The organism is Streptococcus mitis, from assembly GCF_026782865.1.
Classification (GTDB): Bacteria; Bacillota; Bacilli; order Lactobacillales; family Streptococcaceae; genus Streptococcus; species Streptococcus mitis_CG.
The window spans coordinates 1-15,008 of record NZ_JAKUXK010000010.1; the positions used below are offsets into that span (position 1 = coordinate 1).

The 15,008-nt window shown below is 36.4% G+C and carries 12 protein-coding genes; all 12 read right to left on the reverse strand.

Annotation, left to right across the window (positions count from 1 at the left end; translation table 11 throughout):
* A partial coding sequence (locus MK482_RS05995; RefSeq protein ID WP_268718251.1) for a DUF4176 domain-containing protein occupies nucleotides 1-317 on the reverse strand: 317 nt, incomplete at its 3' end.
* A gap of 11 nt (nucleotides 318-328) precedes the next feature.
* Nucleotides 329-4,705, reverse strand: coding sequence for a type VII secretion protein EssC (essC, locus tag MK482_RS06000; protein WP_268718252.1), 4,377 nt, complete (start codon nucleotides 4,703-4,705; stop codon nucleotides 329-331).
* 9 nt (nucleotides 4,706-4,714) lie between these two features.
* Entirely contained in the window at nucleotides 4,715-5,869 is a 1,155-nt protein-coding gene (essB, locus tag MK482_RS06005) for a type VII secretion protein EssB (protein WP_268718253.1), read from the reverse strand.
* 14 nt (nucleotides 5,870-5,883) lie between these two features.
* Entirely contained in the window at nucleotides 5,884-6,126 is a 243-nt protein-coding gene (locus tag MK482_RS06010) for a type VII secretion protein (RefSeq protein ID WP_125453220.1), read from the reverse strand.
* Nucleotides 6,127-6,250: 124 nt separating this feature from the next.
* Nucleotides 6,251-6,712: a type VII secretion protein EssA gene (gene essA, locus MK482_RS06015; protein ID WP_268718254.1), complete on the reverse strand. Its 462-nt coding sequence runs from the start codon at nucleotides 6,710-6,712 to the stop codon at nucleotides 6,251-6,253.
* Between the two features lies 1 nt (nucleotide 6,713).
* Entirely contained in the window at nucleotides 6,714-9,953 is a 3,240-nt protein-coding gene (gene esaA, locus MK482_RS06020; protein ID WP_268718255.1) for a type VII secretion protein EsaA, read from the reverse strand.
* Nucleotides 9,954-10,015: 62 nt separating this feature from the next.
* Nucleotides 10,016-10,312, reverse strand: a complete 297-nt coding sequence (locus tag MK482_RS06025) for a WXG100 family type VII secretion target (RefSeq protein ID WP_004261570.1) — start codon at nucleotides 10,310-10,312, stop codon at nucleotides 10,016-10,018.
* A 339-nt stretch (nucleotides 10,313-10,651) separates the two neighbouring features.
* The gene (locus MK482_RS06030; protein WP_268718256.1) at nucleotides 10,652-11,308 is read right to left on the reverse strand and encodes a CBS domain-containing protein; all 657 of its coding nucleotides are present in this window, start codon (nucleotides 11,306-11,308) and stop codon (nucleotides 10,652-10,654) included.
* A gap of 362 nt (nucleotides 11,309-11,670) precedes the next feature.
* Nucleotides 11,671-12,381 carry an ABC transporter ATP-binding protein gene (locus MK482_RS06035; RefSeq protein ID WP_000062200.1) on the reverse strand — a complete coding sequence of 237 codons (711 nt, stop codon included), beginning with the start codon at nucleotides 12,379-12,381 and terminating at the stop codon, nucleotides 11,671-11,673.
* Nucleotides 12,381-13,145, reverse strand: a complete 765-nt coding sequence (locus MK482_RS06040; protein ID WP_001185997.1) for an ABC transporter ATP-binding protein — start codon at nucleotides 13,143-13,145, stop codon at nucleotides 12,381-12,383. The genes MK482_RS06035 and MK482_RS06040 overlap by 1 nt, the downstream gene beginning before the upstream one ends.
* Nucleotides 13,145-14,101 (reverse strand): branched-chain amino acid ABC transporter permease, encoded by a 957-nt coding sequence (locus tag MK482_RS06045; protein WP_000662283.1) that lies wholly within the window; start codon nucleotides 14,099-14,101, stop codon nucleotides 13,145-13,147. Before MK482_RS06045 ends, MK482_RS06040 begins: the two co-directional genes overlap by 1 nt.
* 3 nt (nucleotides 14,102-14,104) lie before the next feature.
* Nucleotides 14,105-14,974, reverse strand: a complete 870-nt coding sequence (locus tag MK482_RS06050) for a branched-chain amino acid ABC transporter permease (RefSeq protein ID WP_000941421.1) — start codon at nucleotides 14,972-14,974, stop codon at nucleotides 14,105-14,107.
* Nucleotides 14,975-15,008: the final 34 nt, after the last annotated feature.

Sequence of the window (15,008 nt, forward strand, 5' to 3'; positions counted from 1 at the left end):
TCATTTACTTCATTCAACTCAGCAACATTCCCTTTAGGAATATCTGTTGTAGAGACAACCGAAGCAATATGTTCTAACATAAGCTCATTATCATCATCGCTATAGCCCTCTTGAACAACCTTAAAAACATCTTCATGATTAAAGTAGATAAGGCTATCTCCTACCATTCCTTCTGGATAGAGACAGGCTCCGTAATCAAAACGGTAGAGATCTCCTTTGACGGGTGCTGCAATCACACGAGCAATGATGAGCATCTTTTTAGTACTTCCCTTTAAAACAATAACACTGCCTAGTGGTAATAATTTAGTATCTGACATAAATAACCTCTCTAAATTTCTAATAATTGAACGGATTCATAATGATCTGGATAAAGAATGTAACCCTGGTTCGGTTTCAGTGCCGGCTCATTTGTGATGTAAGGATAGCGAGTATGATCTTGATCGCTAATACGTACACCGAGAAAGACTTGTTCTACTAGCTGATTAACTAGTTTGACAAAATTGTCGTAATTGTTCGCTACTAGATCTTGGTAGGCGCCTATAAAGAGCAAGGTTACTCCATACTGAGCTCCTTCACTAAGGAGTTGCTTGAAGTCCACTTCACTCACTCCAGCCGCCATAGCCGTCGCAGCAATATCAGGTATCAAAATTAACCATTTTGGATAGTCCTGATTTGGAGACGCAACCCGTTTCTTAAAGTCTTCTAATATCGTCTTCATGACATTATCAACCTCTAAAGAAGTATCAAATCGTTGAATACCATCAAAGAACTGACTGTTAATACGCTGACTAGGATCTAAAATAACAGTATTATACACTCCTGATAAACGGTTTAGGTGATATTCTAGTAATTTATAGTAATTCGTTACAAAAGCAGGACTGTCTGAGGCTATAAGAAGAGGGCGTTCAAAACTAAAGGTTGCTGGAACAACGGCTTCTCTTTCGAGCCCCAAGATAAAGTCTTGACTGCTTTCTAAGATTTCTGCCATGACTTCTTTGGTTACCTTTTCTGGTAACATTGGGATACCTGCAGGAAGCGGTCCATCGTATGCCACAGCCATTGCTTCTTGTTCTGCACGAACTTCCTTTATGTAGTCCGTATAATGTTCACTGCTGTATGGCAACATCACTTGGAATTGGACAATATCATCAAATTTAGCTATGGCACGGCCTTTGATTTCATCGAGTGGAATATTTGAACGTCCTACTACACTTGATAAGTCACTGGTATCAAATAAGAAGAGAGAAATCTTGGTCTTAAAGTTGGATTGCAACTGTAAACGCATCGCATTGAGACGGGAAAGTGTCACAACCAGATAGATTCCTAGAGAGGCACCATCTCGAGAAATGACATTTAAAGTATCATAAAAGGCATCGACAAATGGGGCATCCATCACACTATCAAAACCATCTATCTCGATGAAAATGGTTGGAAAACTCTCATCTGACAACTGATTGTATTGCGCTAGATTTGTGGCTCTTGCTTGCGAAATAGCATGTTTCCGAGTTTTTATCTCTCTATTCAAGAATCGAAGAGATTTCATGATTTTCTCAGTTTCATCCAAGGTGAAATAATCTGCAACATGAGGAAAATCTGAAATAGAGATTAAGCCACTGGTACCAAAATCATAGAGGTAGAAATGGACCTGTTCTGGTGTGTGCTTACGAATCACATCCATCGCAAAGTTCTGTAGAAAAGTGGACTTACCGAATCCTGGACTAGAAACCAACAAAATATGGCCTCTTTGTTCCATATTGAAGTAAAGGGGAGATTGTTCCTGTCTTTCTGGAATATCTTGATACCCAATTAAAATAGGTTGCAATGCCTCTGAACGTCCCCAATAATCCTTGTAGTTAGTCGATTGTGTATCTTTAGCATATATCTTCTCTTCAAGTGGTGGCAACCAAGGACTGGCTACCTGATGAATATGAAGACCATCAAAGACTTCACGGGCTTTTTCTACAATGGCGTCTAATTCTGTTGGAACAGCCTTTGCTTCTTTTTTATTGACTAAACCACTCAAATCTTTATTAATGGCATTGTATTGACCATTACTTGTAATCTCATACACAGTTGTGTTTTTTTGAACATGATTTCGTCCTTCTGGATTATAATCCGCACCTGACCAAGCGCTTTGGAATAGCTCATAGATTTCATTGTTTCCGACTTGAAGATAGGCTCTACCTGTCTGGGTAATTTCTGCGGCATCAGGTGTTTTGATTACTTCTCTAGAATCTGCAGCATCCTGTACTTTAAGAGCTATTTTAAACTTAGAGTTCGACCAAATTTGATCGTTGACAACCCCACTAGGTTTTTGGGTTGCTAAAATTAATTTAACCCCCAATGATCGACCAATACGAGCTGTAGAGACTAATTCATCCATGAAATCAGGTTGATTCGCCTTCAACTCTGCAAACTCATCACTAATGATTAATAGATGTGGTAATGGTTCTTTGACCTTCCCTTCCTTGAAGAGTTTCATATACTGGTTGATATGATTAACATCATTTTCTGCAAAAATACGCTGACGCTTCTTAAGTTCAGCTTTGATAGATACCAGAGCTCGATTGGCCTGGTTGCCATCCAAGTTTGTAATCGTACCAACAACATGAGGTAGGTCTGCAAAGAGATTAGCCATCCCTCCACCTTTATAGTCAATCAAGAGGAAAGCAACCTCATACGGATGGTAGTTCACAGCTAAAGATAGAATGTAGGACTGAATAAGCTCAGACTTCCCTGACCCCGTAGTACCAGCAATCAATCCATGAGGCCCATGCGCCTTCTCATGGATGTTTAGATAAAGAATATCATCTCTACCTCGAACTCCTAGAGGAACAGCCATTGTTTGGAAAGTTTCATTGTCTTGCCATCGTTTTAAAAGTTCTAGTTCCTCTACCTTATTGACTCCATACATCTCTAGGAAGGTAATACTATTCGGAATCGAATTACGCAAAGTTTGAACATGATGAATACCCGCAAGATTTCTCGCAAAATTTTCCTTTTCCGATAAACTTACAGGAGGAAGAGGCGTAATTTCTTTATTTGTATAATTGCCATCCTGAAGTAATACTGTACCTTTTTTATCTCCTCGATAGTCAACAACTGTCTTAACGTGTTCTGGTAGACTCTCAAGTACTTCTTCTACGAATACATAATGAATCCCTAAATGGGATAAATCTTCATTGATGTACTCCATAATGTTGTGATCCAACATCAGGCTTAAATCTGTAAGAAAGAGAATATAATGAGGGCTGTATTGCTTTTCTTTCCCTTTATCCTGCTCACTATCTAACTTTCTATCTTTAATAACTTGATAGAGCGACGTTAATAGTTGATCTCGAGTACGTTGATTGTAAACAAAACCACGGCTATTTAGTGCTTTTATTTTCGTATGAGGTAACCATCGGCTCCAATTCCATAACTCAAACTCTTCCTCTCGGAAAATTGGAATAAACTGCAAATCATGGTAACTTTGGAAAGTCGCTAATTGCATCATCATCTGTTGAACTTGTTCAATCACTATTTGCCGTGTCCCGATATAACCCGTAGGATTTGTTAATGTATGTGTAATAGGTACCTGCTTAGTCACACGATAGTAGGAAAGTAGTTCTTGAATTTTTTGGTTAGCAGCTACATTATATTTTGTTAATTCAGAATCTGAATACTCAATAGAAAAACTAGAGTTAACTTCGCCCAATCCTAAGCGATAAGATAAGAAATCGAAGTGATAGAGTGTTTTCTCATAAATTCGTCGATCAGTCTTTTCTACCATTTCCAAAATATGAACTGTATCAGGGAAATGATAAAACAGAGCTCCAACTTGTTCGTCATGTAAGTCAGCTAACTGTGAATATTTGGTTTCCAAATATTCCATATAATCAACAATTTTCTGTTCTTGAAGTTCCTTATGTGATTTTTTATCAGAAAAATAAGTATGAATGGAAGTTCCAATAGTAATGACAGACATCCCCATCATCATGAACATCATGCCACCACTACGTGTGAAGTAAACCGTTAGTATCGTAAAGACAATCATCGCCAAAGGGGTAATAATCAATCTTAGTAACGATTGTTTGTTACCTTCATCATCTGTTGGTGCCGAAGCAATCGTTACTTTATCCTCGGGTTCTCTCAGAATAATCCGTGGAGAGCGATGAAATTCTTTTGAACGATCCTCAACCATTACTTCAGAAAAAGGCAGTAAGCTCGTCTCAATAGAAAATAGTGAATGAATCGATAAGATTTGTTTTTGAACGGATAAAGCTAGACCTTGTTCAAAAACAAGTTGGTCCATATCTTGAATATTTTGCGTCCCTGTTCTTCTTTCACCATTAAGATAATATGGACTAGCACTATAAATCGTCTTATTTGTCCCATCAAAGCTCAAAATGATTTCTATAGGAAAATCAACTAAGCGAATAGTCGCTTCTTTCTTATCTGATAAATATAGTATTTTTTCGGGAAGAAGGTAATACTCGGTGTTTTTAATAATCAATAAGGATACACTTATATCTTCAGCTATGGAAACCAAATGATACCCATAAGAATAAGTCTCTCCGAGCAGTTCAACTCCCGTTTCCTTGACTTCCAACACCACATTTTCAAGAATAGGAAGATAGATATTAGAAGCTATAGAAGGCCCCAGTTGATAGGTATTTCCTGTATAGAGTGGATAAACATTGTCTTCAAAAAATAAATAATTCATAGACCACTCCTATCTTGACTCTGTTGAAGTTGAAGGCGTATTCGACTTATTCGCCTCTGGTGTTAGGTAGTTTTTCTTCAATTCTTCCAATTTACTCTTATAATTGTTTAGTTGCTCAGTACGTTGTTCAGATGTGAGGTTAGGATTTCTCTGAACTTCATCAACCTTTTTGGTAAGACCATACATCAATAATTGTGGGTCATCTAAGTAACTTGCAATATCTATAGCTTCATCAACTTTCGACTGCCCAATTAAGACCCAGTAACGAAGATAGTCTGTACTTGATTGACTTGATATTTTGGATAGCTCTGTCTTTTGCGCTTCTGTTAAAGGCTCTGTTTTAATGACGGAATAAGCCACCATATAAGCATCATCTTGACTAAGTGATTTAGAATCTGTATTTTTAACAGTAGATACAACCGATGAATAATCTTGGTTTACAAAAGCCAAACGTAAATCTGAAATCATTTGTTGATTAGGCATAGCGAACAATGCAAAGTAAAACACTCCAACAATTGATAGCACTCCAATAAATGATGCAATAATGGTAGTCCACTTCAACCGCGACACAAGTTTATTAGGAACACGTGAAAATTTTTCTTTATTTTGTTCCTTTTCTTCTAAGTATTTTTCTAGTAGTAAGGCTAAGATTTCATCCAAATTTTCAGACTTCATGATGGTCTCACAAAACAGTTTTCCTTTATAAAATGGCGACTGTCCCTCCACTAATTTTTCATAACTTACCTTTTTATCTAATAGAGATACTATCATAGCTTTAAAGTTAACTGTAAACGCCTCCATCTTCAATGCATCATAGGGAGGCACTTGCCCTTTAACACCACGAAAAATGAATAGAGGGTTCCCATTTCGTGAAAACACTAGATTACTAGGTGATAACTCATAAGTATAAATTGAATCCTTCAGCGAGTTAAATAATTGACCAACATTGATCAGATGACGTAATTTTTCTTCCTCAATCATAGTAGTCAGCTTATCCCAAGAATAATATTCATCTGTCAATAGACTTTCAATCGTTAGTTTACCTTCTTCCTCAATAACATTTTGATTCACAAAATAAGGTTGTATTGCTGTTAATAAAGCATAAGCTATTTCACGATTTCCCTTGATATCTCCAACTACTAATTCAATTTTTTGAACTTCCATACCTGACTCCCTTACTATATTCTTTCCAGGTTTAATAAAACTCCGTCTTTCACTAATACTAGACTGCTTGTACTAGCAAGAATTTCTCCTGACTGTTGATTTCTTACACTTGGATTCATTACCTTAATTCCAATACCATAAGTATCTGAGACGATTTGTATCAATTCTTTAATCGTTAACTCAGTAGGGACCCTTAAATCTAATATTTTAGATAAAAAAGGCGAACAATCTAGACTAATATTAATGTACTCTTCCATATAAAACTCCTAAATCTATTATGCTATGCCTATTATATCACGCAAAACATGAATATTAAAGAACTTTCTATTTATAAAAAAGAGATACATTTTGTATCTCCCTTTATGTATTTTTCTATCGACTTTATTGTTTAGCTATATGTAACTTTTTATAAAAGAGCGAGTAAATTGTGACAATCATCCCTAGTATAAACAATAAAATTGCAGTCCAAGAAACAGGAGACTTTACGTTTTTAAGTGAAACAGTCTTTTTATCACTGTGGTTGATTTGAATCTGATTGGTAAATAAAGCAGACTGATACTCATTAACGATATTCTCCGATTCCACTTTAGTGCTAAATAAGTTTTTTTTAACTAATTGATACTTTTCTTTATCCAATTTTTTAGTTGTATCAATCAATTTATATGTCTCAGGATGAAATAACTTTGTCAAATTACTCTCCTGTTCAAAGTACTGAATCTCTGTTTTCTTGGTATTCTTATCTAAAGATGTATCTATTTGCAAAGATCCATCATTTGCAAAAGCAACACTACCTTTTGTAAAAATTGAAAACAATAGAAAGATAAAGACAATGTTTTTTTTCATATTACTTGCTATCCTTAACTTGGCGATACAAGAAAATATTTACAAGTCCCAAAGCAATTGTTAGAACAACAATTACCATTACTGACTGAACAACTCCGTTTTGCTGATTAATGAATAATCTCACTACACCTTCAAGATATGTTAACGGAGAAAGAGTTGTTAAAATAGGAGCTGGATTCACATAATATTCATCAAATAATTGAGTTGCTGAAATGATATAAAGCAGTAATAGACTTATGCTTATCAAAAATCCAAGACTTTTTAGTTTATCAAGAAGGATATTCAGACTATATGTCATCATTAGACTCACTAATACAAGAAGCATTACAAACCAGCTTAATTGACCTACAGAGAAAGCAAGTTTAACTCCAGAAACAATCGCAATTATAGAACCAACAGCTACTGAAATCACACTTAGGAAGAACATTGGTCCAGAAGAATTTCTCCATGACAAACGGTCCTTCAAACTGATTAATCTTTGCAATTCTTCTTTATCTGCATGTTGGAAAAGATAGGCAACAACCAGGCTAACAAGATAGCTGATTAAGATAACAAGGAGTCCTGATCTCTCATCTTGACGATTCGTCTGTGACGGTCTATTGGTCGCAGCTGATACGACATTCCCAATTTTAGAAGCATCAACAGGATTTGACAAATATTCATAGACTGCATCATTTTTCGTATTACCCGTTCTAGTATTGCTCAAAACAGTAGAAAAGTTTTTAAGGAATTCTTCGTTTGAACCATATTCACTAGACATGATATTTTTCAATTCAGAAACGCGTGCACTTAATGATTTTCCGTCTTTTTCCAATGTATTAACATCATTCGTCAACTGAGTCATAGTAGCTTGTATCGTCTCAGAAACAGCTTGGTTTGCTTTTGTATTGTCCATCAAGGTTTTACTAGCTGACATCAGTGTACCTAGGTCCCTGTTCATATCCATACTAACATTAACCATACTAGTATTATCTACTTTTTCTGTTGCAACAAAACTAGGTTTACCTTTAATCGTTTGATCCACTAATTTGGTCTGTTCAATTAACTGTCTTAACTGAGTTATTAGATCATTGGTTGTTGTTCTCAGCTGTTCAATGTTAGAGGTTAATTTCTCAGCATTGGCTAATCGAGACTGAATATCCGTCAATTTTTTATCAGAAATCTTCAAATCTGATTTTAGAGCTTCTACTGTAGTTGCTTTGATTAGATTGGTCACAATGGTCTTGAGGTCATCATTATTTGCTAAGGCAGCAAGAGAACCTTCTGCTGGAACAAACGTATTGTCTGTGTACGTATTTTTAGATAAATCTAAGCCATAATACGCAGTAACAAGTCCTGATAACTGTAGATACGCCTCAACATCTTTATAAACCGCTTGAGTTAGCTTGGTAGGATTGTACTCCCAGTTAGAAATAATGTCTTGCATCTCATAATGACGATTCAAAACTTTTTTTTCTGTTTGATTTATCTTAGTAGTCGTGATGGTCTTCGTAATTGTAATAATTTCTGTTGGTTTCTGCCCATCAGACGTAGAGGAACCTGAAGCTACAGAAGTAGCTGGACTAACAGGCGCAGCATGAATTGTCTCGTTCTCTGTTTTCTCTTTTTCTACATAAGGAGCATCCTCCTTTATAACTTTTACATCTTCTGTCGTATCTAATTGATACTTAACAAGCACAGGTGACAAGACATTGAGATCATTTTCATTCTTGATTCCTAGTGTGTATGAAATAGTCATACCTGGAGATACTTCACTAGGGATAGATACCTGATAACTCCCTCCTCCAAGATCAGAAAATCCATAGTTTGATTCTTTAAGATAGTATCCACTTGGTACTGTTATCTTTAATTTTGAAATTTTCCCTTCAAATGAAGGCAATGTTAGATCACGTTTTGTTGTGCTCTTAGATTTAATGTCATTCTTTAACTGAGAGAATTCTTCATTTTCAAGTGTTGTAGATTGCAAAGTTGGCAAATCTTTCCCTATCTTCTTACTATACCACTGTATAAAAGCACTAATATTTTTCAAATGTTGTTTATCAGTATCTGACAAAGAGAGATTATTTATAGCTGCATCATCGTAGTATACACTTGGCCATTTACTAGTAATTTGATTTTGCATACTAGTATTTAACGACTTGATATAACTTCCAAGAGTTTTATTAGCTCCATCTACCGCTGATGGGTTTTTAGCCAAGGAAGACTCTACTGCTTCTCTAATCTTTGTATCATAATTTGATAAGGTATCATCAATTTCCTTATTATTCTTCTTCAAACTTTCTAGAAGTTTTGCGATATCTTTGTTATAGGAAGAAGCCTTATCAGTGGTTTCTTTCCAAATAGCTGGCTCTGAAAAATTATTATTAAATTGAGTGTTTATAGCAGCCAATTGAGATAATTGTTTCTCAACTGATAATTTGGAAAAGTCTTTATCATAGTTGGACAAAGCCTGTTCTCTAGTATTCAAGGAATTATCCCATTTTTTTTGTTGCTTATCTATTCCATTTATTGTTTCCTCATATGTCTTATTAACAGAATCAATTGATCTAAATGCATCATTTGTATTTAACAAGGTCTTGTTAAATGACGAATACGATGATAAGAGATTATTCGGTGATGAACCCAACCCATTAAATTGTTGACTATATTGAGCAAGAGGATCCACTAACTTATTATTAAAGGACGTTAGTGACTCATGTTCATTTGTAACCACATCAGCAACCTGGCCTTGTGCTATTTTCAAATTCCCGATAATACTAGTGAAATAAATATTAATCAAATCCTTATTAAAGAGCTCTTTGAAAGCTACTACAGCTTGTTCAGCCTGTTTGACAGTCAGTTGGTCACTTGATTGAATTTGATATTGAAACTTCGCCTGAACAGGGGAAGTTGATTCGATTGCTAAAGCTTCTTCTGAAAATTTACTTGGCAAGACTATCATCAACTGATAAGTCTCATTTTTTAGACCGCTTTCAGCGATTGACCTAGAAACAACTTCCACTTTGTAATTATTTTTAGCTATGAACGAATTTACTAAAGTATTCGCAATGTTAATCGGTTGTCCATTATATACCTTACCCGTATCTTCATTAACAATAGCTACTTTAATAGGGGCTTGTTGCACCGAGGAATCTGAGTTCGTTCGGCTGATAGGTGTTGGTTTTACAATTGCAAAGAAGGATACTATCATTGTAACAAATAACAGTAGCATCCCTAAGCTAAATAAAACTTTCTTTCTCACATTTTCTCCTTAATTAAATATAGTAAAAAAGTTGAGGATTTCTCCTCAACCTCAACTTTAGATTATTGAAGACCAAAGTTTCTAGATAAGTCTTGGTCATTTTGTTGCATCGCTTGAGCAGTCTTATCAAGTTGTGTATTGATTTGTTGCATTAAATCAGCAAAGTTTTCAACCTTTGGTTTCAATTCAGAGAATTGTTGATCAAAGCCTTGGAACGCAGCACCTTCCCATTCCGAACGCAAGGTATCTTGCAAGCGTTGAAGATTGCTCAAAATAACTCTGATATCGTTTGCAGCTTTTCCATATTCACGTGCACGTGATTGGAGGGTTTCTGGAGATACACGAATTTGTCCTGACATATTTTTACTCCTATATTTTTTATTTTATTATAACATTATTTTATATACGAATCAAGGATTTTTGGAAAAAAATTTATAGTATTAATCCATAATTAAAGTCATATAGAATACAATAAATAGTTAGTTATAAAATACAACATAATTGTTACGATTTAAAACTCAAATCATAATTTTTTCGATTTATTACTTCTGTCAATATTTAGAAAATTTAAAAATCTTTAAATTTTAAATTATCTTTACTCTAAATCAAAAGGTAATATTTCAGATTTTCATTCATTTCTTTCCATTTTTTTCTCTAATTCTCTTTTCATGAAAAAAGAAGCCTTACGGCTTCCATTCTTACAAAATTTTAGCAGAAGTTCGACTAATCTCTTCTACTTGAATATTTTCTGATTCAAATTTTTCTTTTAAGGCTGGTAAATCAATTGAACCATCGATTTGAACTTCGATAATCACCTTACCATCCTTACGTGGGATATTTACTGTATGTGAGATATTCAAATTTTCTTCTACAATCAAAGAAACAATCTTTCCGAGTACACCAACTTCATTTTCTGTAACAAAACGCACACGAATTCCTTCCTCACCATAACCAGAAATTTCAAGAAAGGCTTGGAAAACATCACGGTCAGTAATAACTCCGTATACTTGATGGTTATCAACAACAGGAAGAATACCAATCTTATTTTTCAACATCAAATAAGTTGCATCCTCTAGACTCGCATAACCTGAAACAGTGACAACATCGCGGATCATGACATCTTTTACTTTTGTCTTATTTAGAAGATAATTCATCTCATAGATAGAAAGACTTGTTGCCTTGGATGGACTAGCTTGGGCAATGGTTCCCTCAGTCACCAAACCAACCAATTGATCATTTTCGATAACAGGCAAGCGGTGCAATCCTTGCTCTCTCATCAAATCTGCTGCATGAGATACTGTTGTATCTGGACTAATATACACTACCTTGCGGGTCATAAAATCTTTAACTGCCATGAGACTTCTCCTTTTCTGTTCTTATCCCTATTATACAATCTTTTTGTAAATCTATCAAACGCTTACATTTCTTTTTCAAAATTCATAAAAGTATGAATAAGCTAGCAAAAAGAGCTCTAAAATCGAGCTCTGTGATGAAGATAAGAAGCGTTTCATTCGATTTTTTCAATTATTGGAAATTCATCTTTCAGTGTAGATGTAGATTTGTTTGCAATCTAAATATGCCGACTAAAAAGGTTCCCTGGACTGTTAATGAGGATTACTTCGTAATCTTTATTTGCAACCTAAACTAGTCTCCTAGACTATGCGAAGATTGCTTACGTAATCTACATCTGCCGACTAAAAAGGTTCCTTGGACCTTTTTAGCCACCTAGATATGCTTTTCTGACTTCTTCTGATGAGGCGAGTTCTTTTCCTGTTCCTGATAGGACGATTTTTCCTGTTTCCAGTACATATCCTCGGTCAGAGATAGCGAGTGCCTTATTGGCATTTTGTTCAATCAAGAGGACAGTTGTCCCTTGCTTCTGGATATCTTGAATGATATCAAAAATTTCTTGGATAAAGATTGGGGCAAGTCCCATTGAGGGTTCATCTAAAAGAAGAAGTTTTGGTGTTGACATAAGAGCGCGTCCCATGGCAAGCATTTGTTGTTCCCCCCCTGAAAGAGTAGCTGCATCTTGGTTCTTCCGTTCTTCAAGACGAGGAAAGCGTGAGAAAACCTTCTTCAAGTTAGCTTGATTTTCTTCACGATTTTTCTTTAAGAAAGCTCCCATTTCTAGATTTTCCATAACAGTCAATCCAGGAAAGACGTGGCGTCCTTCTGGAACTTGTGAAAGACCACCTGCCACGATTTTCTGGGCCGGCATTTTTTGGATTTCTTGACCTAAAAATTCAATCTTTCCAGAACTTGGTCTAACCAAACCAGACAAGGTACGGAGAATGGTTGTCTTACCCGCACCATTGGCACCAATAAGGGAAACTACTTCTCCTTCATTCACTTCAAAGCTTACATCACGGACTGCTTGGATCATACCGTAATGCACAGAAAGATTATCGACTTTTAACATAGACATTAGGCTTCACCTCCTAGATAAGCTTCGATAACGCGTTTATTGGTCTTAATTTCGTCTGGAGTTCCCTGAGCAATCAAACGACCATATTCAAGTACGTAGATACGTTCTGTTACTTCCATGACCAGATTCATATCGTGTTCAATCAGCATGATTGTAATCTTAAATTCATCTTTGATACGACGAATTAACTCAGTCAATTCCGCTGTTTCCTGTGGATTCATACCAGCTGCTGGTTCATCTAAAAAGAGAATTTTAGGTTCCGTAGCAAGGGCACGAACAATTTCCAAACGACGTTGTTGTCCGTAGGCGAGGTTTTTAGCAAGAGTCTCTGCATCCCCATCTAAATCAAAGATTTTCAGCAATTCCAAAGCCTTAGCCTTTAATTCTTTTTCACTCTTGTAAAAAGCTGGTAAACGCAAGAAACTAGCAAAAACATGTTGTTTGTGATGGTTGCCAAAGGCAATCAAAACATTATCCAAAACTGTTAAATCTTTAAAGAGACGGATATTTTGGAATGTACGTCCAAGTCCCAAAGAAGCAATCTTATAAGGTGACTTTCCATTCAAAAGGTGACCATCTAAGGTTACTGTTCCCTCACTTGGTTCATAAACACCAGTCAAAAGATTGAAAAGAGTAGTTTTCCCAGCTCCGTTTGGACCGATTAGTCCAACCAATTCCCCTTCGTTCAATTCAAGAGTCACATCTCCAACAGCTGTTAGACCGCCAAAATGTTTGGTTAACTGTTTTACTTCAAGTAATGCCATTAGTTTTGTTCCTCCTTCTTAGATTTTTTAAAGAAACGTGATAGGCTCAATTCCCATGTCCCAAGTAGTCCACCTGGTCTGAAAATCATTACCAATACCAAGGCCAAAGCGTAAATAATCATACGCACACTAGCAACATCTTGGAGAAGCATATTCAAAATTCCCAGAACAATAGCTGAAACAATCGCACCTGTAATGGAACCAAGGCCACCAAATACAACAATGATCAAAACGTTGATTGAGTTAATGAAAGTGTAATCTTTCGGTACAACTGAACCGATAAATCCTGCCTGAAGTGATCCTGCAATACTTGCAGTAATGGCACCAAAGACAAAAGCGATAATTTTAATTTTAGTCGTATTAACCCCAACTGACTCAGCAGCAATTTCATCCTCACGAACAGAGAGCGTTGAACGACCAATTGGACTACGCAAGAAGTTCAAGGTTGCAATGGTTGTAATCACGACAAAGAAGTAAACCATTTGCCAAGTTGTAAAGTTAGGAATTCCCAAGATACCTGCCGCACCATTTGTAATACTTCCACCATTGATGATAAAGATACGGATAATTTCAGATACTCCAAGAGTTGCTACCGCAAGATAGTCCCCCTTCAAGCGCAAGGTTGGAATTCCGACAAGTAAGGCAACTGCTCCTGAAAGCAAAGCACCTACAATCATAGCTCCAAAGAAGGCACCGTAGGTTGGTGATTTAGATCCAATAATAGCAGCGGCATAGGCACCAATCGCCATGAAACCAGCATGTCCAAGTGAAAATTGTCCTGAAAAACCAACGATTAAGTTAAGGCCAACAGCCAGAATAATATTAATTCCAATTTGTTGTAAAATTTGTACATAGAATAGATTGAGTACTCCAACTGAAACCAGTACACTAATCAAGCCATAGCCAGCTAACAAAAGGAGTAACCATAGAATATTAACTTTTAAATTTTCCTTCATCGTTTACACCTTCTCTTTCACATTTTTACCAAGAATACCAGCTGGGCGGACAATCAAGATCAACAACAAGATTCCATAAACAATGGCATCACGGAAGTCTGACATTCCAAAGGCTGTCGCAAAGGTTTCCAATAGACCAATCACAAAACCACCAAGCGCCGCACCAGGAATAATCCCGATACCACCAAGTACCGCGGCAACGAAAGATTTAAGACCTGGAGTAACCCCCATCAAAGGCTCAAGAGAGTTATAATAAAGGGCAATCAGAACACCAGCCGCACCCGCAAGAGCTGAACCTAAAGCGAAGGTAAAGCTGATAGTACGGTTTACATTGATCCCCATCAATTGCGCTGCATCGCTATCTACAGATACAGCACGCATGGCTTTCCCCATCTTGGTCTTTTGGACAATGACTTGTAACAAAATCATCAAAATCAAGGAAATGGCTAAGATCATTAACTGCACATTTGTTAGGCTAATTGGTCCCAAATCATAGCGAACTGTTTGAATCGCTTGAGGGAAGGCACGGGTATTGGCACCAACCAGATAGACCATTCCATACTCAAGTAGGAAGGAAACCCCAATAGCCGTAATCAAAACAGCAATACGAGTAGAGTGGCGCAAAGGTCGGTAAGCAAGAAACTCAATTACGACACCAAGGATGGCTGTCGCTAGCATAGCTACAATAAGCGCTACAAAGAAATTCATTTGGAAAGAATTAATCAAGAAATAACCGATAAAGGCTCCCATCATATAAATATCACCGTGGGCGAAGTTGATGAGCTTGATAATTCCGTAAACCATGGTATATCCTAGGGCTAATAGCGCGTAAACACTACCTAGAATCAAACCATTTACTAGTTGTTGGAGCATAAGATTCACTCTTTCTATATATAATTTCGAGGGT

Excerpts from the sequence above, each read along its gene's own strand:
- MK482_RS06035 (WP_000062200.1), bottom strand. The coding sequence starts at position 12,381 with ATGTCTATGTTAAAAGTCGATAATCTTTCTGTGCATTACGGTATGATC.
- essC (WP_268718252.1), bottom strand. The coding sequence starts at position 4,705 with ATGAATTATTTATTTTTTGAAGACAATGTTTATCCACTCTATACAGGA.
- MK482_RS06025 (WP_004261570.1), bottom strand. The coding sequence starts at position 10,312 with ATGTCAGGACAAATTCGTGTATCTCCAGAAACCCTCCAATCACGTGCA.
- essA (WP_268718254.1), bottom strand. The coding sequence starts at position 6,712 with ATGAAAAAAAACATTGTCTTTATCTTTCTATTGTTTTCAATTTTTACA.
- essB (WP_268718253.1), bottom strand. The coding sequence starts at position 5,869 with ATGGAAGTTCAAAAAATTGAATTAGTAGTTGGAGATATCAAGGGAAAT.
- MK482_RS06045 (WP_000662283.1), bottom strand. The coding sequence starts at position 14,101 with ATGAAGGAAAATTTAAAAGTTAATATTCTATGGTTACTCCTTTTGTTA.
- MK482_RS06050 (WP_000941421.1), bottom strand. The coding sequence starts at position 14,974 with ATGCTCCAACAACTAGTAAATGGTTTGATTCTAGGTAGTGTTTACGCG.
- MK482_RS06040 (WP_001185997.1), bottom strand. The coding sequence starts at position 13,145 with ATGGCATTACTTGAAGTAAAACAGTTAACCAAACATTTTGGCGGTCTA.
- MK482_RS06030 (WP_268718256.1), bottom strand. The coding sequence starts at position 11,308 with ATGGCAGTTAAAGATTTTATGACCCGCAAGGTAGTGTATATTAGTCCA.
- MK482_RS06010 (WP_125453220.1), bottom strand. The coding sequence starts at position 6,126 with ATGGAAGAGTACATTAATATTAGTCTAGATTGTTCGCCTTTTTTATCT.